Raw genomic sequence first — 26605 nt, 5'->3', positions numbered from 1 at the left:
GTACGATCGGGCAATAATGTAATACAGATTTTAATTTTGAGCTCACTAGGCAATTTCTTTTTTGCTCTTCGTTTCTTTCTCCATGGACTCGCCTTCAACATCGATATTTGGTAATATGCGTCCAAGCCATTTCGGCAGATACCATGCCGAGCGGCCCATTAGGGTCATGACCGCTGGCACGATTGTCAGCCTTACGATAAATGCATCGAACAATATGCCGAAAGCTAATGCCAAACCCATTGATTTAATCATGACATCTTCGACGAAGATAAAACTTGCGAACACGGCAATCATGATGAGACCAGCGGCCGTTACAACGCCGCCACTATTTTTAAGGCCGGACAGTACGGCATTTTTCGCATTTCCCGAATGGTTAAATTCTTCGCGCATGCGACTGACCAGAAACACTTCATAATCCATGGCCAAGCCGAATAGTATGCCTGCAGTCAGAATGGGCAAGAAGTTTAATACAGGACCGGCTGCAGGAATATCAAAAAACTTGGCCAGGTTACCGTCCTGAACGACAAAAACGACGAATCCGAGTGTTGCCGTAAGCGTAAGAAGATAACCTAGCACGGCTTTGATCGGAACTAAGACGGACCGGAATACCATCATAAGTAGAATCAAAGCCAGTCCCACAATCAGAGCTGCAAATCTGGGCAAAGCCTCATTTAATTTCTCAGATATATCGATATTCACAGCCGTTGTACCCGTAACCATAACCTCAACTTGATCCTGTTGCTTAATTTCGGCCGCCTTTTCACGGATCGAATGAACCAATTCGGTTGTTTTGTCACTTTTCGGATCGGTTCCAGGGATGATCGTTACCATAGCAACATTGCCCGTTGTGTTCGTGACCGGCGGAACTGCCATTGTCACATTCGGCAGCTCGCTTAGTTCCTTACCTACCTTAGCAAATGTCGCTTGCGCATCGTCTGTTGACTCTGCTTTAAGAATAATAGCGAGCGGTCCGTTCATACCAGGCCCAAACCCTTCCGCCATCAAATCATAACCGCGCCGTTCCGTTGTTTCGATCGATTTAGAGCCTTTATCCGGAAGGCCCGTTTGCAAATGCAGTGCAGGCAGACTTATGGCTGCTAACAGCAAAATGCCTGCAAGTGCTATAGGTAATGGATACTTCGTTATCATTCGTCCCCAGCGATTCGATTGTTCAATGACTTTAGGGGGATCCTGAAAGGAAGCCGTTTTCGACTTCGGACGAATCCGTTCACCCGCAAATCCAAGAAGCGCAGGAACGACGAGGACGGAAATAACTACGGCCACAAGTACCGTGAATGCTCCCGCTACGCCCATTACCGTGATGAACGGAATTCCCGTTACGGATAATCCGGCAAGTGCTATAATCACTGTCAATCCGGCAAAAATAACAGCGCTGCCGGCGGTAGCATTTGCATGCGCAATGGACTCCTCAACACCTTTACCTTCCACAAGATTTTGTCTGTATCTCGAAATAATGAATAAGCCATAATCAATTCCGACGGCTAATCCAAGCATGATGGCAAGTATTAATGAGAACGACGCCATTTCGATAAAGTTAGAAGCAATAATGACGGACATGACGCCTATTCCAAGTCCGATTACGGCTGTTAGTATAGGCAACCCGGCTGCGAGCAAAGATGTGAATGTAATGGCCAGGATCATAAAAGCGGCAATAATGCCAATGATCTCGGAGATTCCTCCTATTTCAAGTTCGGAGAGTTCGACACTTCCTCCGATTTCAGCCTGTAAGCCCTCTTTACGCGCGTTCTCTACACTTTCCAACACGAGCTCTTTAGATGCATCCGTGACTTGCAAGGCCTCTGATTTGTACGTGATTACCGCATATCCAATCTCTTTTTTATAACTGATTGTACCTGCCTCGTATGGGCTGACGATCGATGCAATCTCAGAGTCTTTAGATATGGACTTAAGCGTCTTGGCGATCATTTTTTGCGTTGATTCCGATTCCAGCGTTTGACCGTCAGGAGCCTTGAAAATCACTTGAATCGTCCCGCCTTCAGTACCTTCTCCTTGTGAAAATTCTTCTTTCAATACTTTCATCGCTTCCTCGGATTTTGTGCCAGGAATGGTCATTTCACCGTTTAAATGAACTCCCATACCGAGACCAACTGAAACGGCGATGATGAGAACCGCTAAACTTCCGAACAAGACCTTCTTTCTGTTTCGAGCAGCTAAAATTCCAAGTTTATACAAAAATGCTGCCAAACGTAATCACCTTCCTCTATTAGCAAGAATAACTGTCATTATAACGTCCGTGCAGTGGTTTGAAATCGTACATATGGGCATTCGCAGGATGTACTTTTGGGCATGTAATGTCCGATTCATATAATTTTCAGTGATTTAACACTCACCTTTTGGTAAGTACCTGTACTAAAAGTGCATACTTACATAATTTCAGTCCGCGCTTTATACTCAAGGAAATCAATCATTCTCAAGGAGGACACATCATTGAAAACACTTGTTATCGTTACACACCCAAACCTGGAAACATCCGTCATAAATAAGCGGTGGGTAGAAGAACTCCGACAATACCCGGAAAAGTATACCGTACACGAATTGCATAAAGTTTACCCAGACGGAAAAATTGATGTGCAAAAAGAACAACAGCTCATTGAATCGCATAGCCATCTTGTTTTGCAGTTTCCTATCTATTGGTTTAATTGTCCCCCTCTCCTCAAGAAATGGCTTGACGATGTTTTGGCTTATGGTTGGGCTTATGGATCAAAAGGAGGCGATAAATTAAAGAATCGCAAAGTGGCTTTAGCTGTATCCGCCGGAATTAAAAAAGAAGATTATCGGGAAGACGGAAGGTATCGCTACACGCTTGCACAGATACTAACTCCTTTTGAAACGACCTTCCTCTATTGCGATGCAGATTATCGTTCATTCTTTGCGTTTTACGGACAAGAAGCTGCTCCTGGCGAGAACGCGCCTGACATGGACCCATCGCTTCCTCATAGCGCATTGGAAACAAGTGCACAGGATTACTTAAAGTTCATAGATAACCTGTGATATGTTAACTGAATTAAGCCGTTAAAAAAAGGCGCCGTCCCAAAAGTAGATTTAGTTGCTTGACGTACGGCTCTCATAAACAGAAAGTGTGTCAAATAAAGCCATGGTAGTGCTCAGGATGTTATTCCCACACCGCTATGGCTTCTGTTATGATCATTGGCCGCCTTCTTGAGCAAATTACAGGCAAGCGAAAGCCACCCGACCTCCAGGCTCACTTTATGCAAGCCCCGAAGCAGAAATCGCCGGAATCCTCGGTTGTTTTTGATCTGCCCAAACACACTTTCCGGTTCGACCATTCGCTGAACCGACAACGCATGACCCTCCTCGCTTCGAAGTTTCTCCCTTGCTTGCTGCTTGTAACGAAGATACTTGAGGCTTACGGTGATTTCCCGGTCTCCCTGGGCTTTCGCACATGTTTTTTTAAGCGGACAACCTTCGCAGCTTTCGCTCGATAGAGCCGCTTCCGTAAGAAACCGTTCCTTTTGTAAATGGTTTGGGTAGCACCTCCATTTTACCAAAGAACGGGTTCTTTGCGTCTAAAAGTAAGCAATCTGCACGGCGTAGCGGAGAGGACGAATCGATTCTGGACAAGCGTCAGCGCTCGCCTTTGCCCCCACATTTCGTCCTTGCTCAGAACCATTCCAAGAAATGTGGGGGCAACAGCGATGGTAGGAATGATTCGTACATGGAGCGTCTTCTAACAGCAAGAAGGGGGCCTCCCGCAAGATCTAAGATCTTTTGGGACACCCCCTTTGAATATAACAAAACCTCATGCTTCCAGCTGCACAGCTTCCAGCGCCGGCGGACTGTTTTGCTCTCCCCACTCGCACATCATATGTAACACAGGAATGAGTGAGAGTCCGCGTTCCGACAAGGTGTATTCGACTTTGGGAGGGACCTGGGGATATTCCGTGCGAACGATTAGCTCATCTGCCTCCAGCTCCTTTAACATGACGCTTAGCGTCTTAAAGGATATGGAACCAATGCTTCGCTTCAGCTCATTATGCCGCATAACCTTATTTTCAGACAGCCAATACAAGATGATCATTTTATATTTACCGCCGATCAAGGATAACGTATAACCAAAGCCGGTGTCTTGGGGTTTCACGCCAGTCGGAACACAGGTATCAGTTTCGCGCATAAGTCACACTCTCCTTCTAATCTGTTCCATTTATCATGTACTGATCATCTTAACATAAAAACAGTACTGGATCGCAAGGAGATGTATAGAACGACGAATCCCGCTGTCATGGTGATTATCCGGCCCAAACGTCTTTTACGTATTGTCCCGACGCTTCCAGCCCGGATAGCCAGGCGGCAGCTTCTTCTGCATTCACGCCATGTCGGTCCTGATAGGAACGGGTCAGCGTTTGTTCCACCTCCGGCGCCATCCGTGAGCCGTCGCCGCAAATGTACATTTGCGCTCCTGCCTCTAGCAGTGACAGCAATAACGCTCCGTCTTGTGTCATTAAATGCTGGACATAGCATTTCTCCACACCGTCTACCCTCGAAAAAGCCGTATGCAGGGTGACCAGACCTTCTCTCTCTGCCTGCTCAAACTCCTCGCGGTAAAGATAGTCTTGCTCCGGATTCCGACAGCCGAAGTACAGATGCGCAGCACCCAGCTTCTGCCCCGCCTCTCGAAGCGCTTGTCTTGCCTGGATGAATCCCCTGAACGGAGCCACACCCGTGCCCGGTCCGATCATGATGATTGGCGTTGCCGGATCCTCCGGCAGCGCAAAGCCCGACTCTGGCGAACGAATGAACATCAGAACCTCCGCCCCCGTCTCCAATTGTTCCAAATAGTTGGAAGCCACGCCCCTGTATTCCCCTTGGCCGCTCCACGCTTGCCCCCGAACGACACTGACCGTAATGCTTGCCGTATTCCGGCTAACCTTCGGAGAGCTGGAAATCGAATAATATCTCGGCTTCAATGGAGGCAGGAGCTCAAGAAACCGTTCAAACGACAGCTCGCAGGCTTCATACCGCTCCAGCAGATCGAGCATGGTGATCCGTTTGGCCCGCACTTCAGCCTGATAGGTATCTTCCGAAAGCAGCTCTTGAAGCTCTTTCACATGCGGCGGACATACCGTACTAGCGGCCATCTCCCGAATCTGCGCTCTTGTGGCCGGCTCCTGCAGCTCCACGCTGCGGGACAGCAGGTCGTCCAGACGGACAGGAATGCCTGTCGGCAAATGCGCACCGCTTCTTCCTTCAGCAGACAAGATAAGGTGTGCCCCCGCGTCCAGTTTGAATCTTCGGAGAACTCGCTGAACCAGCATCTTCGGATTGACCGGAAGCACTCCCAGATGATCTCCTTCACGATAATTCGTTCCGGCCGGCAGCGAGATTTCGATATGCTGCGTGATCCTTCCGCTGTCCGCATGCTGCAGATTGCGGGTGTGAGCAACGCGCCCGGTTACAGCCTGGTAGGTTTCTGCCAGAGGCACGGCGGCCGCTCCCTGCACGAACTGGACAGACAAGGTACTGCGCTTCAGCTCATTGACGGACATCAGAGGTAGACCTAGCGATTGCATCAGATCCGGCCATAAATGCTCTGTCCATTCATCAACTTCACGCTCAAAGTCGCCGCTGGCATCACTCTCGCCGCGCGTGAGCAATCGCTGAGCCCCTTTGACAGCAAGCTGTTCGTCTATCAAACGAGGAATCCGCTGATAGGTGCTTGCCCAGTTGTGATCCCCGCAGCCGAATACGGCATATCGCACACCCTGGATTTCTGATTCATCGGCATTCTCCAGCCATTCCGTAAATACTTTTGCATTGGAAGGCGGCTGACCGTTGTACGAGGCGGTTACAATGATGACGGCACCTTCCTTCGGAAGCCTTCCGGCATAATCGTCCAACGTACCTACCTGGCTGTCGAACCCTTGGTGCTTCGCAGCATCCGCCACCTCTCGGGCAATTCCCTCTGCCGTGCCCAAGTTAGACCCGTATAAAGCGAGCAGCGGTGTATGATGGGCATTGGTCGCCGTTTTATCTGGCGACTTGGCGAATTCCCGCTTCTCCAACTCGGGTGACACCGCCTTACCTGCTCCCGGAACCAAGAGTGCGGCCCCCTCTTGACGGCTTCGAACTTGAATATGAAACCCTTCTGGCTTCAAAGTGAGGGTTTCCTTAACCTTCAACTCATACGACTGGTTTTCGATCAATTTAAAATATTTGAGCACCAAACCAAGCACCAAGGTTGCCTCCTGCAGCGCAAACTGCTGCCCGATACATGCGCGTTGTCCGTTGCCAAACGGTTTGTAAGCGTCATGCGGCACCTTGCTGGGATCTTCGAAACGCTCCGGTCTGAACGTCTCCACGTCGTCTCCCCACACGCGGGAGTCTCGATGCAGTCCCGGAATCAGGACCGTTACGCTATCCCCCTTCTTGATCGGATAGGTTCCTCCGATCTCCGTATCTTCCTTGGCATATAACGAAAAAGCAGGTGCCGTTGGCCATAAGCGCAGCGACTCGCTGAGAACCATGCGGACGTATTTGAGCTCCCGAACCTGATTGTAAGTCGGCACGGGATCTTTCAGAACGCGGTCTACCTCGCTTACCGCTTTTTGCAATGTATCCGGATTTTTCAGCAAAAAATAAATGGCAAAGGATAGCAATCCGCTTGTCGTCTCATGCCCCGCGATAAGAAACGTAATCATCTGATATCGGATATTCTCCGAATCCAGGCGCTCGCCTGTATCCGGATCGACACCTTCCAGCATATGCGCAAGCAAGTCCCCTTCTTCGCCGCCATACTTTTTGCGATCTTGAATAAGCTCATCAACGAGCGAGAACATGTCCTGAACATCTTCCTGAAACTGCCGCTTCTTTTTAATCATAAACATGTCTTGTATGCCCAGACGGTGCAGCTGGTTCATGCCTTCATCGAGAGCCCGCACCATGCTGTCGATAAACGGATGATTGTCTTCCCGGTAGAAGCTGTTAAACCGGTAATTAAATCCGCACAGGCCGATGGTATCCAGCGTCAGGCGCGTCATGTCGGCAGGAACGTCCACGGTTTCGTCGGGGTTGAGCCGAGCCCATTTCTGGATAAGCTGCATAGCGATATCGACCATTTTCGTATGGTAGCCTTGCATCGCACGCTGGCTAAAGCTGGAGAGCAGGATGTTATGTGCTTTTTTCCAGTTGGGCTCATGTGTAGCGCTCGTAAACAATCCGTCACCTGCAAAAGTACGGACATTCTGAAGCGGCGCCCAGATACGTTTGTCAAAACGCTTCTCGTCACACGCGTCCTTGACATATTCGTGGCCGGAGACATACAGCTCCCTGCGTCCGCCCGGATACTGAAATTGAAATATCGGCCCGAGTTCCGAGGCGACCTTCACAAGCGATTGGACCGGAGCTGCGGAATCCAGCAGAGGCAGATTGCCCAGCGGTCCGTAAGTTTTAGGTTGAGGTACTTGCTTCGTATCTGACATTCGATCTCCCTCCATGATCCATTGTTTCTTTAGAATGCGTCCCTTTGTTGGGACTGGTGAATCCCTATGCAGTACTCACTGACCAATATCGTAATACGGTCATTTCAACATAAAAAAGGAGGATTGACGGCTGTATCGTTAGTTTCTACTTAACATGGCTGTCTTATCCTAGCCTATACCCTATCACGATATGTATCTCCAGCATATCAGCCGTAGGTCCTTTAGGACTATAAAACCAAATAAAATATCACCCTCCGACAAAAGCAATGTATTGAGTCATTGATTTTCTTTGCCGAGGAAAATTTTCAGTAAATGTTCACAGAATTATCTACCGTATAACAGGCTTTGACTACAATCTCCTCAACAACAAAAAGCCGCGAATTTCGCGGCTTTCAATATATCCAATATTCAATTGGGCTTTTCACTCCGTCCACATATGTTCACATGATCCACTTAACAGGAGATCCCCCCCCCCCCGCGAAATGCGTGCTCCGATCAGATTAACCGCCTTGCCTCAACTCTCTTCGATCGCTGTACGAACATCATATTGATAAATGTCGATATCCAGCGGCATTCCAAGCGCCATCTTTGCAAGTTGGCTTCCGATAAATGGCCCCATCGTTAGTCCGGACGCGCCCAGCCCGTTTGCCGTAATAAGGCCTTCCCAGCCAGGGACAGCACCTATAACCGGGAGAAATCCGGGTGTGAACGGACGAAACCCGACTCGTACTTCCTCAAATGTGCTGTCAGCCAAACCAGGCGCTAAGGCCAATCCTTTATTCAGGATTTCCTGCATACCGCCGGGTGTTACTCTCGTATCGTAGCCCTTGACTTCATTTTCGTGAGTCGCTCCGATCACAATCTTCTGGTTATCAAAAGAGAGCAAATATTGATCCGAAGGCGGCATGACGACCGGCCAGGCACCTGTATCTTGCTGGTCAGCCGCCTGCACATGCATGATTTGCGCTTTTTGAAAACGAACCTGAAAGTCAATGCCTAATGGCTGGAGCAGTTGATTAGCCCATGCACCGGCACAAACAATGACTTCATCAGCCTCGAAGCTATCAGCTCCGACAGCTGCTCCGGTTACACGATTTGTTTGATATACCAATGCGGCATCCCCGTTTATAAGCCGGGCCCCGTTCCTCTGTGCAGACCGGATCAGCGCATCGCGCAGCGCACGACCGTCAATACGTGCGGCACCGCTAATATGAACGGAATGATAGCCTTCACCGAGCAAAGGAAAATGCTCATGGGTTTCTTCCTCATTCAGCCGGGTAATCTCACCGATTTCCGGAGCATCTGTTTTCCGAATATGAGCCCGTTCCTCCATCTTGCGGATTTTATCCAAATCCTCATGAATGCTAAGAGCGCCGACTTGGGCGTAGCCTGTTTCTGTCTCGCCTTCGCTGATGAGTTCTTTCACTAACTCAGGATAAAAACGCGCGCCCGCCTTGGCTAATTGGTACCACGCTTGATTCCGCCTTTGCGATAGCCAGGGGCAGATAATGCCTGCCGCGGCATCCGTAGCCTGTCCTTTATCTTTGCGGTCTATAATAAGAACTTCCGCTCCCATTTTTGCTAACTGATAAGCAGTCGATGCCCCCAGTATTCCCGATCCAATGACGATCACTTTCTTCATGCATGACATCCCTTTCCTTCAATCACTGTATCCATTATAGCTAATGCAGGAAAAAAGTATAACGCCCACCATCTAAGCGTTATACCAAAGAATATACAAAAAAGCCGCCAAATAGGCGACTTCACATCCATCCGAGCTATGGTTAATCTGATGGACCAATTATTATTTTTCCATGACAGCAAAATAGTTTTCTTCATAATCCGCAAAGTTGAACACTCTGCCGGAAGGCAAATTCACCACTTCGCCGACGGTGATATTATGGCTTGTTAAATGGCTGTGCAACGCATCGAAATTTTCCGTGAAAAACATTAAAGAAGGTGTGCCCAAATTCATCCCAGGCGACATTTTGGCTACGAGCTCCTTGTCATGCAGAATGATGCTTGTTTCGGCTTCCTGCGTTGGAGCAATTTCAATCCATCTCATTTCACCGTTATTCTCTTCAGCTATGACTTGAAATCCTACCATTTCAGTCCAAAACTTCACGGCTTGATCCTGATTATTCACATACACCATAATTTGACCAACTTTACTAATCATCGATTGTTACACTCCTTCGCCTAATTAACTGTTAAAACCAGCTTGTTTCTATGATTGTCTTTTCTCTTCAGATCTTAACATGCCAGATGCACTTATATTTCTTATCAATTGCGAATTTATATTAAATTACGGTTTATTTTTTTACTATACGCCACTTATCATTAGCTTGGGCAGCTGGTGCGGGCCATCGATCAATTTGCGGGAGCGTCAGCTGAGACGCTTTTCTTTTCCGCTTGATTGGATGATATCGAGCTCGATTTCGGATGTAACCCGATTATTGAGCAACCGCTTCATCGGATTTATGGAACTTGAGCATATGCGGAAGGTTGAAGGCACTTCAGCTCTTTTGGAGGATGGAATCGCCACGCCGTTTTGACCGGCTGCTGGAAGGGTTAGGTTTACTGTATAAACGTCTTAGTTGATATCACAACGAAATGTAAAAAAGCTGCCGCTAACTAATTAGCGGACAGCTTTTTTTGTAATTTCCTATTAAGGAACATATTCTAGCTAATTGATACTCCCATTCCTTCTTTGGGATAATGATCTTATTGTTTCTTATGTTTCTTGATGGCCATCAAGTTCAACGAACTTCGTTGCCACATTCTCGCAAAATGCACGATCATGCTCCACGAACAGAAGCGTCGGTGCATACTCGAGCAATAACTCTTCGATCTGCATGCGAGAGATCACATCGATAAAATTAAGCGGTTCATCCCACACATACAAATGAGCATGCTCACTAAGGCTTTTAGCGATCAGCACCTTCTTCTTCTGTCCCCCGCTATAAGTCGAAATATCCTTTTCAAACTGAAGTCTGGAGAAATCGAGCTTTCGCAATATGGATTTAAACAGGCTTTCATCAATCCCGCTGCTTATGGCATAATCCGTCAAGCTGCCTTGCAGGTAGGACGTGTCCTGAGATACATAGGATATCTTAAGCTGGCTATCCCTGTTGAACTGGCCTGTGTATTGCATCTCTTCTCCGCATATCAGCTTAAGGATACTGGATTTTCCAGAACCGTTTTTGCCCGAGAGGGCAACTCGGTCCCCTTTTTCAATCGTAAAACTCAAGTTTTCACACACCGTCTTGGAGTCGTATGAAATGGAGACATCCTCCAGCTGGACCAGTTGTTTTTTGTGATAATCCAGTTGGAACATCTGCAAATTCTCGGAGCTCTCGATATTTTTAAGGAGCTTCGATTTTTCCTCTATGGCGGACTGCTGTCGCTGCTCTAGGTTTTTGGAGCGCTTCATCATCTTAGCTGCCTTGTGGCCAATATAGCCTTTATCTACTTTGGAGCCTGAATTTCTGGTGCCGTTCTTCGATTTCTCCACCTGATCCGACCAATTCCCCGTCCTTCTTGCAGAATCGGTTAAACGTTTAATATCTTTCCTCAGCTTCTCGTCACTCGCAAGCTCAAATTGATCCTGTCTCTTTTTATTTTCCCACCATGCGGAAAAATTGCCTTTTTGGATCTCGATATTGGTTTTATTGATGGACAGGATGTGGTCTACGCAATGATCCAAGAATGATCGATCGTGCGACACCAGAATAAATCCGCTTTTCTTGCTGAGGTAGTCGCTGACTAATTTTCTCGCATGCATATCCAGGTGATTGGTCGGTTCGTCAATCAAGAGGAAGCGATTTTCCTTGATAAACAACGCAGCCAGCATCACTTTGGTCTGTTCTCCGCTTGATAATGAGACAAAAGGCCGGTACAGGACATCTTCCGAAACCTTTAACAAGTTAAGTTCGCGCACGATTTGCCAATGAACATACTCCGGATAGATCTCCTCGATGATGTCCAGAGTGAGATACTCCTTGTTCTCGACATGGTAAGGGAAATATTCGAAGCTCACGGAGGCCGAGATATTCCCGCTGTATTCATACTTGCCTAGCAGCAGATTGAGAAACGTGGTTTTCCCCCTGCCGTTTCTTCCGGTAAATCCCAATTTCCAATCGGTATCGATTTGAAAGCTCACTTGTTCGAATATCGGATCAAAACTGCTCTCATAAGCAAACGAAAGGTTTGAAACTTGGATTAATGACATTCTCATCATTCCTCTACGGTAAAATTTCAGAACGAAAAAAAGCGCAAAAACACCAGAACCCGGTGCTTTCTACGCTTATCTTTGCCAACTATACCATAAAGAAACAAGCGACGATCAAGCTATCGCTAAACTTGCCTGCATATAAGTATAGAAGGATAAAGTTCCGGTATCTGACTGGTTATGGTGTGAACCTTGTCTAATGCTTCCTAGTATCGACAGGTTCACATGAACATCTACAACATCTAATTCAGTCATCGCTTTATCCCTCCTTCATTCGATCCCGTTATTGTGCGAATATTATAAACTTAACATGAATGCCACCTATTGGTCAACCTGTATAGGGCAAGCGGCGGCTCGCCTACGTTTCCGTAAAAAAGATACAACTTAACGATCTTGCGCAATTCACTAGTTGCTGATAGGATATTTCGAGTGGTAGATGAAATGCCACCTACATTTTGGATTGAAAAGCAGGTGACTTATTATGAATTTATTAAAAGAGTTTAAAACCTTTGCGCTTAAGGGTAATGTGCTCGATTTAGCCATTGGGGTTATCATTGGTGCTGCTTTCGGCAAAATCGTATCCTCCTTGGTGAGCGATATCATTATGCCGGTGATTGGATTGATGCTTGGTGGAGTGGATCTATCAGGGCTAAAGGCGACGATCGGGGATGCAACCCTGACGTATGGAGTATTTCTTCAAACGGTCGTGGACTTCCTGATCGTCTCCTTCTCGATCTTCATGTTCATCCGTACACTGAACCGCTTCAAACGCAAAGAAGATACTAAAGCTGAAGAACCACCGGCTCCATCGAAGGAAGAACTGTTGTTGACTGAAATTCGCGATTTGCTGAAACAACAAAATAAGGCTTCCGAATAATAATAGGCTACCGATCTAGAGAGTGTGTTTTCGATATGAGAACATACTCTCTTTTTTTGCCTTCCTCCAGGTCCTCGCATGGGAATAACAAACGCCCGTCATATCGTTCTATTCATGTTCTATTGACAGATCATGCTAAATAGAATTATAATTCACACTAAACCTAGTAAAATAGTATAGTTTATAATATAGAGACAGAGCACCCACGCCGTATGGGCTGTCCAGAAAAAGGGAGATGTGCTATATGCCAAGTGTTCAAACGTTCAAAGCAACGGCCCATTTGCAAGAAGGGGTAAAAGTTGTTACTAATGTAAGGCAGTTCGAGTTAGTCATCGATGAGCCGAAAAGCCTTGGAGGTACGGATACCGGAATGAACCCCGTTGAAGCTCTGCTGGCCTCCCTGGGGGCATGCCAATCGATAGTGGCCCGTGTTTATGCTCCAAAATTCGATGTGATCCTTGAAGATTTCAGAGTTGATGTAGAAGGCGACCTTGACCTGGATGGATTCTTTAATCGCTCTGACGTACGCCCTGGATACTCCGATATTCGGTACACGTTCTACATCAAGACCCCTTCGTCCCCCGAGAAGGTTGAGCAGTTTGTTGAATTTCTGGAGAGTAAATGCCCTGTGGGCGATACGATAGCGGCGCCAGTAAATGTGAAGCTAAATCGCATCGTCATTGAGAACGAAGTGGCTCATTCTTAATTAATCTACATATAAGGGCTGCCACGTTGCACCAAGCAACTTAGCAGCCCTTCATTTTTCATCGTTATGAAAGGCACTCATCCGGATATCATTAAGCGACGTATTGTCCATGGATAAATGTATTATTTCTTGTGAACGGCATAAAGGAAACGGCAGTAACCGATCTCAGCCGCATTTTTCATCAGTTCCAGATTTAGCCAGGCTGCCAATTCATGAAAAGGCTTATCCGCGAAAGGCCATAACGTTCGTTCCGTAGAAAGGAACGCTTCGTCCGTCAAAGCCGACATTTCACGTTTCCACTCGCTGCTCAATTCATTTATTCTATGTCTAGTCTCTTGGATGTTACCCATAGAATGGATGTCTTCACGGGCCAATGCCCCGCTGCCGAACGAATGATTCAGTACCATAGACCACCAGTATGTGATATGCCATGTCAGCCAAGATATATTCGGCGGGCCAATCTCGTAATCCTCGGATTCCGGCCATTCCGCTAGCCAGATTCCAGATTCACGGTAAACGTGGAGTCCCTTCGAAGCAGGTCGCCAATGAAACTCCTCATCTTGAAGCCCCGTGAGATGCAAGTCGAGCAACTGCCAAGCGATTTGGAACTGGAAATCAAGAGTACTTCGAATGACTCCGGTCGGATCAGGTGAATACTGTCGATCCTGCATTACGCCCCTCCATTCATCGAAATAATAAACGTTATTTAAATATGTCTATTCATTAACAAACACAATAAATTATAATCTATACAAAGTCAACGCAAATCCGTAAAATAACAAATACAAAAAAGCCGCAATCCTGCGGCTTTTATCTAGAACCTATACCCGAAACGGATAACCGGGTAGCTTTTACGATATAGGAAGCCAATCCTGGAATCATCCGGGCGATGCCTGGATAGAAGCGATTGGTTTTGGCGAAAGCCAGGTTCTGAATTCTCCTCGCTCTTCTGAGAAGCTCCGTAAACGTACGATTGGCTTCAAGTGTATACTGATTTCGCCAATGTTCGAAGTTTATTTCTCCCTTTAAATAGGAGTCGGTCCAACGAGCGCATATCAGCGAGGACCGAAGAGCAACCGACATCCCGTCACCGCACAGCGGTGGGAGCATCAGCATGGCATCGCCGATGTGAGGATATTCCGACCATGGATGCGGTGTATGGGATAAACGAAGAGGGGCAATCGATACCTGGGTTCCCAAAACAGGCTCCCCTTCAGCCATTCGTTCGGCCAACCTTTTGTTCGTGCGTGAAGCGGCTCGGAGAATTTCAGGCACCGATTTGCCGCTGCCCTGCACTGAATTCAAGGTCAGCAACGCAGCCACATTAACCGTCCCATTTTCAATCGGCGAGATTCCGACATACCCCCCCTCGCAAAAGTACAGCTCAACCCGGGAAGGTATCGTAATGCCGCTAAAATGCGATTTCACACCAACATATACGGTATCATCCCGATACTCCTCGGCAGGGGAAACGCCGCGCGGGCTTTTCGTACCGTATGCACCAATGACGGCCCTTGCCTCATATCGAACGCGCTCTTTCCCTTGCCTTACATCGACTTCATACCGATGATCACCGAGCTTCTGAATATCGGTCACGGTTGTTCCCGTGACAACTTCCGCTCCCGCGGCCAGTGCATTCTCATGTAGGAGGCGATCCAGCTCATAGCGGCTGATGCCTGTGGCCTGTCCCGGTAACGGAGCGGTAATTTCACCGCCGTGTGACATCACGATTTTGGCATGATCCATGGAACTAGGCTCAATCTCTTCGCCCAATAGATGGACCCCCAAATAATCCAGCATCTCTTTGGTCTCCGGAGACATGAATTCACCGCAGGTTTTGTGGCGCGGAAATGATTGCCGATCCAACAATATCGTACGATACCCTTGCTTTGCAAGCTGTAGTGCACAGCTGGTACCGGCTACACCCGCTCCGATAACAATAACATCCGCTTGCTTTGACATATATGACCACCTGCCTTATAGCTTGCCTGAAGAACATTGGCTTGTTAACAAGTAGAGGACTAGGGAGTCCCATGTTTCGGGATAACAACGGAATAACGGAATAACGACTTCCATTTATAGGTCATGGTGTCGTGATTGAGCTGCTGTTTCAACTCCCTCCAATCCTTCCCTTTAAATCCCTTAGCAACCGATAACGGACCATCATGGCGAATATAACGATTGCGGGAAATGATGCGCGTTGTAATCCAAACTGCCGTGTAGGGGACCGGATGCCGATGGATATCATTGATGACGACCCCGTGAATAGAGGTTCGCAGCATATGCGTCACCATGTCCACCAGCTGATCGCCCTGGAAATGATGGATGAACTGGGAACCAGTCACAATATCTGCCGATGCATCGGGTAACTCTTTAACATCGGCACGTCGAACTTGAACCCTCGGCTCGTTTCGAAACAGTCGTCTAGCCTCATCGCATGCTTCTTCCGTCATATCGACCAAGGTAATATTCAGCTGGATGCCTCTTTGATTCGACCATTGCAGCAGCTTCTGGTTTACATCGCCTGAACCGGCCCCTACGTCCATGATGCTAAGGGTCCTCGGGCTGCCAATCGATTTCCAAAGCTTCTCCACGCCGTCCAGGGTAGGTCCCGGTGCAGCAAAGATCCGATTCAGCCGCCTTAAATGCTTTAGCGCTTCGCTCAGCTCTTCTCCTCCCATGGAGAAGTCATCCATAAGCTCATCTTCCTCCGCCCGGATGGACAGGGTTCTAAAGAAGGACATGGTCCTGCTCCTTAACCGATGACGCATAAGCCTTCACATAGGTAAAGCGCATAAGCTCCGCTGTCAGGCCCGGCCCGAAGGCCATGGCTACCCCTTCCGTGGAAGCTTTATTCATCTCTTGCATCTTCTTGCGCATCGCACTCAGCACAAACAAAATGGTCACGGAGGAGAGATTCCCTGCCGTTCTTAAGATGTCCCGGCTGTATTTGGTTTGTTCATCGGTCAGGCCCATGACTTCCTGCACCGAATCCACGATGCCCCGTCCGCCAGGATGGATGGCCCACAATTCCGGCAGCTTATCGCCCTTCAGCAGAACACGCAGTTCTTCCTCCAGGTGAATACCGAGAAGCTTGGGAATACGCGGGGATAAAAAAAGATCAAAGCCTGTGTTGCCTACCTCCCATGTCATATCCTCCGTGGAATCCGGCAGCAGGACCGAATAACCCGAGCCAAGCTCCAAATAATGCCGATGATCCGTTGCCGGATGACCGATGACACAAGATGAGGCTCCATCACCGAAAAACGAGGCTGCAAACAGTGCCTCCCTCTCCTTTACCGGTTGAAAATGAAGAGTGCAAAGCTCCACGCACACTATCAATACTTGCGACCCCGGCGCCCCTATGACAACATCCCGCGCCATTTGAATCGCTTTAAGGCCGGCAGCACATCCCTGGAATATCAATGGCAGGCGATTAACCCGTCGAGAAAGCCCCAAATGACGGATCAACAGTACATCCATACCGGGCTGGTATTGACCCGTGCAGCTGACCGTAATGAGATGCGTGATTCGATCCGGCGACATACCTGCATCCTTCAAGGCCTGCTCGGCTGCTTCTATGCCAAGCGGGAGGCCCTCCCGTTTGTATGTATCCATTCGTTCCTCGGTTGTAGGGATGTCTGACTCGTCATGAGAAGGCAAATAGCGGCACTCTTCCAATGGACCAAGGTAGTTGGGTTCGCAGGTATAACGAGTTTCGACACCGCAGGATCTAAATACTCTTCGAGCAAAGCGGGCCAGATCAGGTTTATCCTGCAGCGTAGAGGCAATTAATTCCGCGATATCCGACTGTGCCACCGAATGTTCCGGCAATGCCGTCCCCATCCCGAGAATCGCAACATCGGACATACCGTTTGTATGTTTCATGCTAACCTCCTGTATCGTCTTGGAATTATACATGATTACCCTTTCCTGGGTATTTTGAATTCGTCCTAAGACTTACTTTTGAGATTAGGATAACCCGAACTTAGCAAATTATATCCAATTCACACCGAAGGCTTAATCCGCATGTCCGTAGTCGCAAAAAAAACCACGACGAACGTGGTTTCCTGGGCTAACTATTATTATCACATCACATAAAAGAAAACGCGATGGCCGTTGATCCTGAACGCGGATCCTGATAGGATGTGATATTCCCCAGCCATTCCCCATGGAGCGGGCAGAGTGAAAATACAGGGTATAAAGTTTGGATGCACATAATAGATCTTCGGTTAAACCGGGGTGAATGGCCCGTTCTCCATTAACAACAAGCTCACCTGCAGTCCAAGCGCTGCTGCACATCATTCAAACACTCCTTTCGATCATCCTATACTCCTTCCTACTCGCCAAGTTCACCTTCATTAAACTGACTTCCCGGAATTTCTGCATCGGCAAGAAGGACCCATTGGTTTACTTCATCGTAACCGGATACCTCGGCAATGACCCAATAACGAGGGTACATCCATTCAGCAGGGGCGCGCGATTTCAGAGCGGACGTGTCCGTCAAGCCTACGGCCCCCGGTTCCAACAAGTTAATTAATGTGCCTTGCGGAAAAAAGGCCTCGATGAATCCTTCCACTTTAGCGCCGACTGGAAATAAACGTTGAGTCCGATGCCATACCTCCATATCAGCCTCCAGTTGTTCCATCCAAAGCTCCTCGAATTCCGCTTGACTGATTTCTGTATAATAGGGTTCCTCCGGATCAAGAGGGTGCTCTGCCAGCATGAAATGATAGGAATCGTGCTTCCGGTTGGATGTAATGCAGCTGCCGTTCTCATTAACCACGATCTGCCTATAAGCCGTGCCATTGTTATCAATTTCAAAGTACCAGGTTCCCATCCCCGGCTCCTGAACATCTTTTAGATATTTTATAATCGTCAACTCCTATCGGTTAAAGCAAGCTTTCAAGAAATTCAGCTACATTTCGGAAGCGGCTCGCGTTGTGTCCTTTACGGAGTGCTCCTTCATGATTCAAATTCCTGCCGATCTATTTGTTCCATTATCAAGCGCTAGGTTTATTTTACCATAGACAGCCACTTGGCGTTGTGCCTTAGAATACAAAACAAGCCCGATTGCAACAGCAATCAGGCTTGCGATCTACACATTATTTTCCGGGCATCGTTTTTACTTGCGCGCTGAACTGCTGCTCAAATTCCTTTATCGAGATGACCTTTCCATCCACTCTCGACTGCTCAGCGGCAAACGCCATGAGATGACTTTGAACGGAACGACTAGCCGAAGTAAGTCCTTGATGGTTTCCCCCTGTCTGCACCAGCCTCAGAAAATCCTTGATCAGGCCCATATCACCGCCTCCGTGCCCGACATGCCCGCCCCTATCCGCAAAAGATATTCGCTCGATCTTGCCGCTGCCAAAGTGAATGATCTCAATTTCATTCTTCTCCATGGCTCCGCGGATTTCCCCGCGGGTTCCCATCAGCTTGATCGTGCGGCTGACATCTCGCGTAAACGCACTCATCGTAAACGCAACCGTTACGTTATTGGCAAATTCCAAATTGACGACCTGGTGGTCCACAACATCATTATCGCAATGATATACGCAGCGGCCATATGGCCCCTCCAGCAATGCCTTATAACGGGCTTCATAACTCATATCATCACTGATCGCCGACGTTGGCCAATTCATATCCTCTGTCAAATATAGATCAGGCGCATAATAGAGGCACTGATCCGAGACCGGGCATCCGTCCAAACAGCGTTTAGGTGCGCCTTCCGGTGCTTGTTCAGCCGTAAAATGGCTTAACGAGCCGAAAGAGGATACCCGAAGGCAATCGGAATCGGCAAGCCAAAGCAAAATGTCGAGATCATGACAGGACTTGGCGAGAATCATCGGACTGGAATCTTCCTTACGACGCCAATTCCCCCGCACAAAGCTGTGTGCCTGATGCCAATAGCCCACGTTCTCGTTATGCTGGATGGACATCAATTGGCCAATGGTCTCACGCTCCAGCAGTTCCTTTAAAGTTGTGAAAAACGACGTATACCGCAGCACGTGACAGATCGAAAACACCAGTCCGGCCTGCGAAGCCATCTCACCCATCTTGATGCACTCTTCGGGATCCGGTGACATCGGCTTCTCCAGCAGCACATGGTAACCGGCTTCAAGCGCCCGCATCGTCGGCTCGAAGTGCTGCTTATCCTGGGTGCATATCAGTACCGCGTCCGCGAGTTTGGGCCCTGCAAAGAAATCATTCCAATGCTCGAAACACGCTGCATCTTCAAGACCATGCCTAGCTTTAAACTGTTCCCTCCTCTGCTGATTCGGTTCCGCGACGGCAACCACCTCAAGCTCATGAGGGTGCATCAGGGCATATTCCATATAATTGATGCCTCGCAGTCCTGCTCCGATAAGGGCAACCTTAACCTTATTCATCCGACTCTTCTCCTTTTTTTGTAAGCACTTATTCTTTGACGCTTCCGACCGTCATCCCTTTGACAAAGTACTTCTGCAGGAACGGATACACGACCATGATCGGCAGCGCGCCCATGAATATTTGGGCAGTCCGGAGCGTTTTCTCACTCAAATTCTCCATCGCCTTGATCTGCTCGATCGATATCGAAGTCATTTGGGAGTTGATTGACATGATGAGTGTAGACAAATAGGTTTGCAGCGGATATTTATCCGGCGAATTCAAGTATAGAATGCCGTCGAACCAAGCATTCCAGTGTCCCACGATGGTAAACAGGCCGATCGTTGCAATGGACGGCAGCGAAACCGGCAGGTAGATACGCCATAATATTCGCCAGTGTCCGGCGCCGTCAATCGTTGCCGCCTCCTCCAGCTCCTTCGGAATCGTTCTGAAGAAGTTCAACATCAGGACCATGTTCCATACATTGAGTGCTCCAGGCAGAATCAGAGCCCATACGGAGTCAATCAAGCCGGTATTCTTCACGATCATGTAAGTGGGAATCAAGCCCCCGCCGAAAAACATCGTAATGGCAAAAAACCACACATACGGTGTTCGGAACTTAAATTGATGATTTGATTTCGATAAGGGATACGCAGTGATAAATACCAAAAACATATTCACTGCCGTTCCTAACACCACCCGCGTTAGCGAAACCCGGAACGATCGAAAAAACTCGACCTTTTCGCCCAAGTATCGGTAAGCATCCAGGTTAAAGCCGACCGGCCAGAGCCTTACTTCCCCCGCCATCGCTGCTGTATTCGAGCTTAACGAAATCGAGAGCAAATGAATGAACGGAATGATACCGAGCAAGGTGATTGCGGATAGAACCAGCGTATTCACGATTACAAACAGCCTTCTGCTGATCGTTGGTTTGTGCATTTTCCTACCTCCACTCCAGCCTAAAAGATCCGATAATTGTTATATTTATAAGCCGCATAGTACGTCACAGCCACGAGAGCCAGAGAGATGACGGATTTAAAGAAGCCGACCGCGGCGGCAGGTCCGAATTGCTGACTGAACATTCCGAGCCTATAGACGAAGGTATCGATAATATCCGCCCCCTCATAAACCGTCGGGTTGTACATAATCAGAATCTGTTCGAAACCGGCGTTGAGAATGCCGCCAAGACTTAATACACCCAGCAGGATGAGAATCGGTGCCATGCCCGGGAGCGTAATGTGAATCATCTGTTTCCATCTTCCCGCTCCGTCTACTTCTGCAGCTTCATACAGCGTTGCATGGATTCCTGTTATGGCTGCGAGCATAACAATCATGTTATAGCCCATCCCTTTCCATACATCTGAACCGATGATGATCCCACGGAACCAGTGGTTATCCAGCATAAACATGATCGGTTCCATATCCAATGCGCCCAGCAAGCCGTTCACCGGACCATTCAAAGAGAATAATTCGATGATGACGCCGCCAAGCACCGTCCAGGACAGAAAGAATGGCAGGAAGATAGCGGATTGGATAAAACGCGAGAACCATCTTCGGGTGACTTCGTTGAGAAGCAGTGCCAGAATCAGAGGGACAATTAAAAACAAAATCATTTTAAATACGGAAATGACAATGGTGTTCCACAGTACTTGCTTGAAATCAGGTAGTTCAAATACATACCGGAAATTATCAAAGCCAACGAAATCCGAGTGGAAGAACCCGGCCAGCGGCTCAAACTGTTGAAAAGCCATCACTAGGCCAGCCATAGGCCCATAAGCATAAATCAACGTGACGATAACACCAGGCAGCAACATCAAATGCAGCAGATATTCTTTTTTTAGCGTTCTCACAGATGAACCTCCCCGTCCATTTAAAACGGGAGGATTCTGCCGACTTCATCAAGGCTCATCCTCCCGTTCTATCATTCAAAGATTATTTGGCACTCTGCTGGTCGTACCAATCGTTGACCTCTTGCGTAATCTGATCGCCGCCAAGCGACTTCCAGCTCTGAACGAATTTATCGAATTCATCCAGCGAAGCCCCCATGACGATCTTGGTGAAGGTTTCCTGCATCAGTTTATCGAGCTGGGATCCCTTCTCCACTTGAGTTGCCGTGGGAAGGCCATAGTATTCATTATTCACATAAGCCTGACTCTCTTTAATTTGCCGCGTCGTTCCCCAGCCGCCGTCTTTTGCAGCCCGACTGAAATATTGGCCCCAATTTACGCCTTTCGAGGCATCTGCGGTATTGCCTGCAAGGTAATCCTTCGTTGCTTTGAAGACATCCGCCACATTTTTGTAGTTCTCGTCATCCAGCGTAATTTCCGGTTGGTTCGCGTCAAGCGCTTTGTTAACTTCCGTATAGATCGTGTCAATTTGGGCCGGATTATAAATCCGTGGGTTGAACCAATTGTATACATATCCTTTTTCCGCTTTATTCTGATCCATGTACTTTTTGTTGCCCACCTCGATGTAGAAGTTGATCATCTTAATCGCGGCTTCCGGATTCTTCATTTTTTTGTTCACGACCACGAGTTTGTTGCTGCGAATCTTAGGTACCATGGATTTCCCGGGTCCATCCAGCCCAGGAATTTGAAGGGCAATCCATTCTGCCTTTGGATCTTTATCGACATTGAGATTCAATGGCCAGTTCGGATACCACCATTCGCCGTAGGAAATGCCGACCTTGCCCGCGGTAATATCTTCAACGGACTTGTTCTCGTCCTTCAAGGCAAATTCCTTATCCAGAATCCCCTCCTTGTACCAGGACTGCAGCTTGCCCAGCGCGGTCTTTACTTCCGGCTGAATGAGTCCAGGTACAAGCTTGCCGCTGTCATCCTTAATCCAGGCCGACTGGTTGTCTCCGATGGACGGATATGCGCCAAATCCATTGAAGAAACCTCTAAGGTCAAATCCCCAGAAGAACAGATTCTTCTGCATCGCGATACCGTATGTGTCATTTTTACCGTTTTGGTCCGGATCCTGCTGCACGAAGGCCCTTGCAACCTGTTCCAGCTCATCCATGGTTTGCGGCGGCTGCAAATTCAGGTTGTCGAGCCAGTCTTTGCGGATCCAGAGCAGCTGGGTAGACAGGAAAGGATCCTCAAATCCGGGAATCGCGAGCAGTTTTCCTTCCGACGTAAACGTCTTCATCGCAAAGCCGCCGTCAGACTCCATGTATTTTTTCAGTGCCGGTGAAGCATAGTCGTTGTAAGCCTGGGTAAGATCGGCTAGCATCCCCTGTTTCTTCAACTTCTCGAAGTTCTTCTGGTCCAGTTCCATAATATCCGGCAGATCCGCCGAAGCCATGGCTAACGAAAACTTCTGTTCGAACTGGCTCGAAGGCACCGTCCATTTGTACTGAATCTCAATGTTCAGCATGTCTTTGAGATCTTTAAAGTAAGCATTCTGTTCAGGTGTAATCCCTTGAGGCGTCCGCGGGTCCTCCGGCGGATTGTAGCCGAGCACTTGCGTGACCGTCACCGTTTCAGGATATTTGCCGAGAGGTTCGGGTGGTGCGGTATTGGTTTTTGCATCCTCCGTAGAGGAATTGGCCGGCGTCCCTTCAGATTCTTTTACCTGATTCGAGCATGCAGCCATTACCGAAAGCGTCATCGTGCTAATCAACATCATCTTCGCTAGCTTGATCCATCTCATGATTGCGTCCCCCTTTATCTGGCGTAATCTTCATATCTGTGCTGCTTACGTCTCATTATAGATTCCGCCCGAAAGCGCTATCAATTTTAAGTTTTTTACATCGCTTTTACTTTTTTTACTTATTGGGTATTTCGGTATTCCTGAGGGGATACCCCCATCTTTTTCTTGAAAAATGTAGTGAAATACGAAGGAGATTCGAATCCGAGCCGAGTGGCAATCTCCTGCAATTTCATATTCGTATGCAACATCAGATGGAGCGCCCCCTCCAGCTTCTTCGCCTGGATATACTCCAGCAGGTTGTGTCCTGTCAGCTGCTTGTAGTAGCGCGAAAGATAGGAGGGGTTAAAATGGACCTCCTCCGCAATGGCGGTCAAGGAGACATCCCCGGATAAATGCTCCATGATATATTTATGGATCCGGTCGATCACGTCGAATTTCATGTCATCCTGCTTGAAGCGGTCATAATCTTGGTTCGTTTCCTCAAACTCTTTAGCCTTTTCGATGTTCACAATAACCATATTTTGACCAAGCGCAGCCCTGCTCTGCAGCATGGATCGTAAAATATCAAGCTGCTGCCCCGAGGTATACCACTTATCATGCAGATTGCCCGAGATCCCGAAAGAAACATAAACGCCGAGCAGTTCTTCGCATTCATTCTGAACCAGCTCCAGGATGCCTCTCATATAAGACATAACCCCATGCCAATGAAGCTCATTTTCCTGCGCATCACCACGAAAACGATCCCGAAGCTCCACGTCCGGCTGCAGCAGCCATACCTGTAAGGCATCATCCAGAATAGCATGCTCACATGCAAATGAATTGGGCAAATCGTTGATAAACGTCATCTGAACAGCTTGCGCCACATCCTTTGTTTTCGTCTCCGACGCACCGTCGATTCTTCCCAAGATAAAGAATGCCGGCTGGTCTACATCGATGCAGAACTCCACTTCTTCATAACGGGACTCGGACAGCAGAGAACGGGCGGCTTCTCCATTCAATACCTTTCGTATCAGCTCCCGTTTCAGCAGAGGTTCGGCGATTTGAAAATGCACCTTTGCCTTTTCCGCCTGGATTCTGCGACGGTTTTCCTCATCAAGTTTAGAAGAAGCCACTTGGACAGCTTGGAAAATCGGATCGATTCCTTCGGTCTTCAGGATGTAGTTATCCACGTTTTTGCGCAGTGCTTCATGCACATAATCAAATTCACTATAACCGGTCAGGAAAATGATTCGGCAATGCGGCCAATAGTATGTAATTTCATCAATAAGCTGTAGCCCGTTCTTTTGGGGCATTCGTATATCGCTGACCAGGATGTCCAGCTTCACTCTCCTGGCAATCTCCAGCGCTTCCTTGGCGGAATAAGCTTTGCATACATCCAGTTCCAATTGCGTTTGCTCCTGAAAAAGCTGAACCAAGCCGTTAACGATGACAGGTTCGTCGTCCACGATCAACAGTCTGTACATGATGATGCCTCCTCTATCCCATCGATGATAATGATCAGATCCACCTTTAAGCCGCCATAGGCGCTGCGTGAGATGAATAATCCGCTTCCAAGCCCATATTTAAGCTGAAGCCGGTTGTTCACGTTGATCAATCCTGTTTTTTCAATATGCTTCGAATCCATAGCCAGCCTGTCCTGCAAACACTGCAGCCTCTCATTCGTTAGCAGCTTCCCGTTATCCTCCACCGTGACACGCAATTTGCCTTCCCGGTAATCGCTGCTGATATATAATTTCCCCTCCTCCATACCGTCTTCGAACGCGTGCTCAAACGCATTCTCCACGATAGGCTGTATGATGAGTCTCGGAACGGTTATGGACGGCGGGATGTCCGAAATTTCCTTATGCTCATATGCAATCCGGTTCGAGAAGCGGATACCTTGAATGTCGCAGTAATCCAGTGCATGCTTGTATTCCTTATAGAAAGGCACCTCGTCGGAGCCGCTTCTCGTGATGTATTGATAGTAGCTTCCCAGCTTTTGCGAGAGCTCCGCCGCGCTATCCGAGTCTCCAACCTTGCACATCATATAAATATTGAAAAAGCTGTTATATAGAAAATGCGGATTGATCTGAGACTGCAGCTGCTTCAGCTGCGAGTGCTGGAGTGCTATTTTTTGCTCATAGTTTTCCTCAATCGAATGTTTGAGCTTATGCGTCATCCTGTTGAACCCGTTAAATACATAATGAAACTCATCTTTGCTTCTGGACTCGATCATGATGTTCAAATTATCGGTTTCGATCATATGAAAGGCTTTAACAAGCTTGGACAGTGGCCTGTGGATCATCAGATTGACCGAGAACGAATAAAGCACCATGACGATCACCGCCAGAATAAACAACGTATAAAACCATGTAATGAATTGGCTTAAAGGCCGCGTGATTTCATTCTGGTTCACATACATGACCAAGGACAGATCCAGCGCGCTAACTTCATTCTCGATGATAAAATAGTCTACACCATTCAGCTCCCCCGTCCCCGGCACACTTTGCTCCGGGCTGGGATTGTCCAGAATATGGCTCAAAATCTCGGATGACTCATCGGCCCGCAGAGCTGTCGTTAATATGGTCCCCACTTCTTTACTCCCGAGTAATACTTCGGATTCCGGATACAGCTTGGCGATTTCGCTTAAAGCCCCCAGCAGCTTGGATCGGGAAATTTCGATGTAGGACCAAATGCCGCCGTTGTTTTCAGTTTCAATCAGAAAAATCCGGTCGCCGCTTCTATAAAAAGAAGGCTTGGGCATAACCGTCATCATGGAGGAGATCAGTGCCATTTCCTTATTCGGCGTATTGGTCACGCCCGTTGTGGTCGAGATCGTTTTCCCGACATCCTTCACGTAAACCCCGGCGTTCACGATGTACTCGCTGGAAACCATGAGGGTTGCTAGCCGATCCCTGACCTGATCAATCAGCTCCACCTCGCCATAGTCCTCAAGCATACTGCCCCGAAAGCTCAGCTTCTGCAGATCCTTGTCATTCAGCAGCTGCAGCTGCAAGTTCCGAATAAAATACATCTCTTTATCGAGCTGCTTGGAATAGAAGGATGCGCCAGCCGTAGCGGAGTTCAAGAGGGACTCCTTCGTAACGGACATCCCCTTATAATTCAACCAAATATTCATCGAGATGAGAGGAAGTAATAATAGAATAAAAACAATGACGATTTTCTGGTACACAAACCATTTCGATGCTTTGCCCGGAGCTTGAAGTTTCATGCTTTCCCCCCATATGGTATCAACCGATCTATTATCATCTAGTATAGGGGGGCCAGCCGACATTACAACGAATTAT

At 48.0% G+C, this 26605-nt stretch carries 23 protein-coding genes; 4 read left to right on the top strand and 19 right to left on the bottom strand.

Features of this window, described 5'->3' with window-relative positions:
* Nucleotides 1–45 precede the first annotated feature (45 nt).
* Nucleotides 46–2226, bottom strand: a complete 2181-nt coding sequence (locus MHH48_RS16200; RefSeq protein WP_076323307.1) for an MMPL family transporter — start codon at nt 2224–2226, stop codon at nt 46–48.
* Nucleotides 2227–2469: 243 nt separating this feature from the next.
* On the opposite strand from MHH48_RS16200, the gene MHH48_RS16195 reads away from it, so the two are divergent.
* Nucleotides 2470–3033, top strand: coding sequence for an NAD(P)H-dependent oxidoreductase (locus tag MHH48_RS16195; RefSeq protein WP_076323306.1), 564 nt, complete (start codon nt 2470–2472; stop codon nt 3031–3033).
* Nucleotides 3034–3146: 113 nt separating this feature from the next.
* On the opposite strand, the gene MHH48_RS16190 is transcribed toward MHH48_RS16195, so the two are convergent.
* The 5 genes from MHH48_RS16190 to MHH48_RS16170 all read right to left on the bottom strand — a co-directional run bounded on the left by MHH48_RS16190 (nt 3147) and on the right by MHH48_RS16170 (nt 9657).
* Entirely contained in the window at nt 3147–3551 is a 405-nt protein-coding gene (locus MHH48_RS16190) for a transposase (protein WP_076323305.1), read from the bottom strand.
* 251 nt (nt 3552–3802) lie between these two features.
* Nucleotides 3803–4174, bottom strand: coding sequence for a helix-turn-helix domain-containing protein (locus tag MHH48_RS16185; RefSeq protein WP_076323304.1), 372 nt, complete (start codon nt 4172–4174; stop codon nt 3803–3805).
* A gap of 115 nt (nt 4175–4289) precedes the next feature.
* The gene (locus MHH48_RS16180) at nt 4290–7478 is read right to left on the bottom strand and encodes a cytochrome P450 (RefSeq protein WP_076323303.1); all 3189 of its coding nucleotides are present in this window, start codon (nt 7476–7478) and stop codon (nt 4290–4292) included.
* Nucleotides 7479–7992: 514 nt separating this feature from the next.
* Nucleotides 7993–9120 carry an FAD-dependent oxidoreductase gene (locus MHH48_RS16175; protein ID WP_076323302.1) on the bottom strand — a complete coding sequence of 376 codons (1128 nt, stop codon included), beginning with the start codon at nt 9118–9120 and terminating at the stop codon, nt 7993–7995.
* A gap of 162 nt (nt 9121–9282) precedes the next feature.
* Nucleotides 9283–9657 (bottom strand): VOC family protein, encoded by a 375-nt coding sequence (locus MHH48_RS16170; RefSeq protein ID WP_076323301.1) that lies wholly within the window; start codon nt 9655–9657, stop codon nt 9283–9285.
* Between the two features lie 79 nt (nt 9658–9736).
* On the opposite strand from MHH48_RS16170, the gene MHH48_RS16165 reads away from it, so the two are divergent.
* Nucleotides 9737–10033: a DUF1796 family putative cysteine peptidase gene (locus tag MHH48_RS16165; RefSeq protein ID WP_083659696.1), complete on the top strand. Its 297-nt coding sequence runs from the start codon at nt 9737–9739 to the stop codon at nt 10031–10033.
* A 179-nt stretch (nt 10034–10212) separates the two neighbouring features.
* Here the strand turns inward: MHH48_RS16165 and MHH48_RS16160 are convergent, their stop codons facing one another.
* Nucleotides 10213–11709 carry an Lsa family ABC-F type ribosomal protection protein gene (locus MHH48_RS16160; protein ID WP_076323300.1) on the bottom strand — a complete coding sequence of 499 codons (1497 nt, stop codon included), beginning with the start codon at nt 11707–11709 and terminating at the stop codon, nt 10213–10215.
* A gap of 114 nt (nt 11710–11823) precedes the next feature.
* A complete protein-coding gene (locus MHH48_RS16155) occupies nt 11824–11964 on the bottom strand; it encodes a hypothetical protein (protein ID WP_179090642.1) in 141 nt (46 codons plus the stop codon).
* A 226-nt stretch (nt 11965–12190) separates the two neighbouring features.
* Here MHH48_RS16155 and mscL point away from each other — a divergent pair, with 226 nt between their 5' ends.
* On the top strand, nt 12191–12586 hold the full coding sequence (mscL, locus tag MHH48_RS16150) for a large conductance mechanosensitive channel protein MscL (RefSeq protein WP_076323299.1): 396 nt from the start codon (nt 12191–12193) through the stop codon (nt 12584–12586).
* A 244-nt stretch (nt 12587–12830) separates the two neighbouring features.
* A complete protein-coding gene (locus MHH48_RS16145; RefSeq protein ID WP_076323298.1) occupies nt 12831–13292 on the top strand; it encodes an OsmC family protein in 462 nt (153 codons plus the stop codon).
* A gap of 122 nt (nt 13293–13414) precedes the next feature.
* Here the strand turns inward: MHH48_RS16145 and MHH48_RS16140 are convergent, their stop codons facing one another.
* The 11 genes from MHH48_RS16140 to MHH48_RS16090 form a co-directional block, all read right to left on the bottom strand.
* Nucleotides 13415–13963, bottom strand: a complete 549-nt coding sequence (locus tag MHH48_RS16140; RefSeq protein ID WP_076323297.1) for a DinB family protein — start codon at nt 13961–13963, stop codon at nt 13415–13417.
* Nucleotides 13964–14102: 139 nt separating this feature from the next.
* The gene (locus MHH48_RS16135) at nt 14103–15254 is read right to left on the bottom strand and encodes an FAD-dependent oxidoreductase (RefSeq protein WP_076323296.1); all 1152 of its coding nucleotides are present in this window, start codon (nt 15252–15254) and stop codon (nt 14103–14105) included.
* 59 nt (nt 15255–15313) lie between these two features.
* A complete protein-coding gene (locus MHH48_RS16130) occupies nt 15314–16036 on the bottom strand; it encodes a methyltransferase domain-containing protein (protein ID WP_076323295.1) in 723 nt (240 codons plus the stop codon).
* Nucleotides 16023–17180 carry a type III polyketide synthase gene (locus tag MHH48_RS16125; RefSeq protein WP_076323294.1) on the bottom strand — a complete coding sequence of 386 codons (1158 nt, stop codon included), beginning with the start codon at nt 17178–17180 and terminating at the stop codon, nt 16023–16025. The genes MHH48_RS16130 and MHH48_RS16125 overlap by 14 nt, the downstream gene beginning before the upstream one ends.
* Nucleotides 17181–17631: 451 nt before the next feature.
* Complete coding sequence (locus MHH48_RS16120) at nt 17632–18132, bottom strand: hypothetical protein (protein ID WP_256720577.1); 501 nt, start codon at nt 18130–18132, stop codon at nt 17632–17634.
* Between the two features lie 265 nt (nt 18133–18397).
* On the bottom strand, nt 18398–19684 hold the full coding sequence (locus MHH48_RS16115; RefSeq protein ID WP_076323293.1) for a Gfo/Idh/MocA family oxidoreductase: 1287 nt from the start codon (nt 19682–19684) through the stop codon (nt 18398–18400).
* Between the two features lie 28 nt (nt 19685–19712).
* Nucleotides 19713–20600 (bottom strand): carbohydrate ABC transporter permease, encoded by an 888-nt coding sequence (locus tag MHH48_RS16110; protein WP_076323292.1) that lies wholly within the window; start codon nt 20598–20600, stop codon nt 19713–19715.
* A gap of 20 nt (nt 20601–20620) precedes the next feature.
* On the bottom strand, nt 20621–21511 hold the full coding sequence (locus tag MHH48_RS16105) for an ABC transporter permease subunit (RefSeq protein ID WP_076323291.1): 891 nt from the start codon (nt 21509–21511) through the stop codon (nt 20621–20623).
* An 82-nt stretch (nt 21512–21593) separates the two neighbouring features.
* A complete protein-coding gene (locus tag MHH48_RS16100; RefSeq protein WP_076323290.1) occupies nt 21594–23318 on the bottom strand; it encodes an extracellular solute-binding protein in 1725 nt (574 codons plus the stop codon).
* A 119-nt stretch (nt 23319–23437) separates the two neighbouring features.
* Nucleotides 23438–24781, bottom strand: coding sequence for a response regulator (locus MHH48_RS16095; RefSeq protein WP_076323289.1), 1344 nt, complete (start codon nt 24779–24781; stop codon nt 23438–23440).
* On the bottom strand, nt 24766–26529 hold the full coding sequence (locus MHH48_RS16090; RefSeq protein WP_076323288.1) for a histidine kinase: 1764 nt from the start codon (nt 26527–26529) through the stop codon (nt 24766–24768). The genes MHH48_RS16095 and MHH48_RS16090 overlap by 16 nt, the downstream gene beginning before the upstream one ends.
* Between the last annotated feature and the right edge of the window lie 76 nt (nt 26530–26605).

It is taken from the genome of Paenibacillus sp. FSL F4-0100 (assembly GCF_037993005.1).
Taxonomy (GTDB): domain Bacteria; phylum Bacillota; class Bacilli; order Paenibacillales; family Paenibacillaceae; genus Paenibacillus_AQ.
The sequence above is the reverse complement of the archived record's forward strand: the minus strand, read 5'-3'. Positions and strand labels throughout refer to the sequence as shown.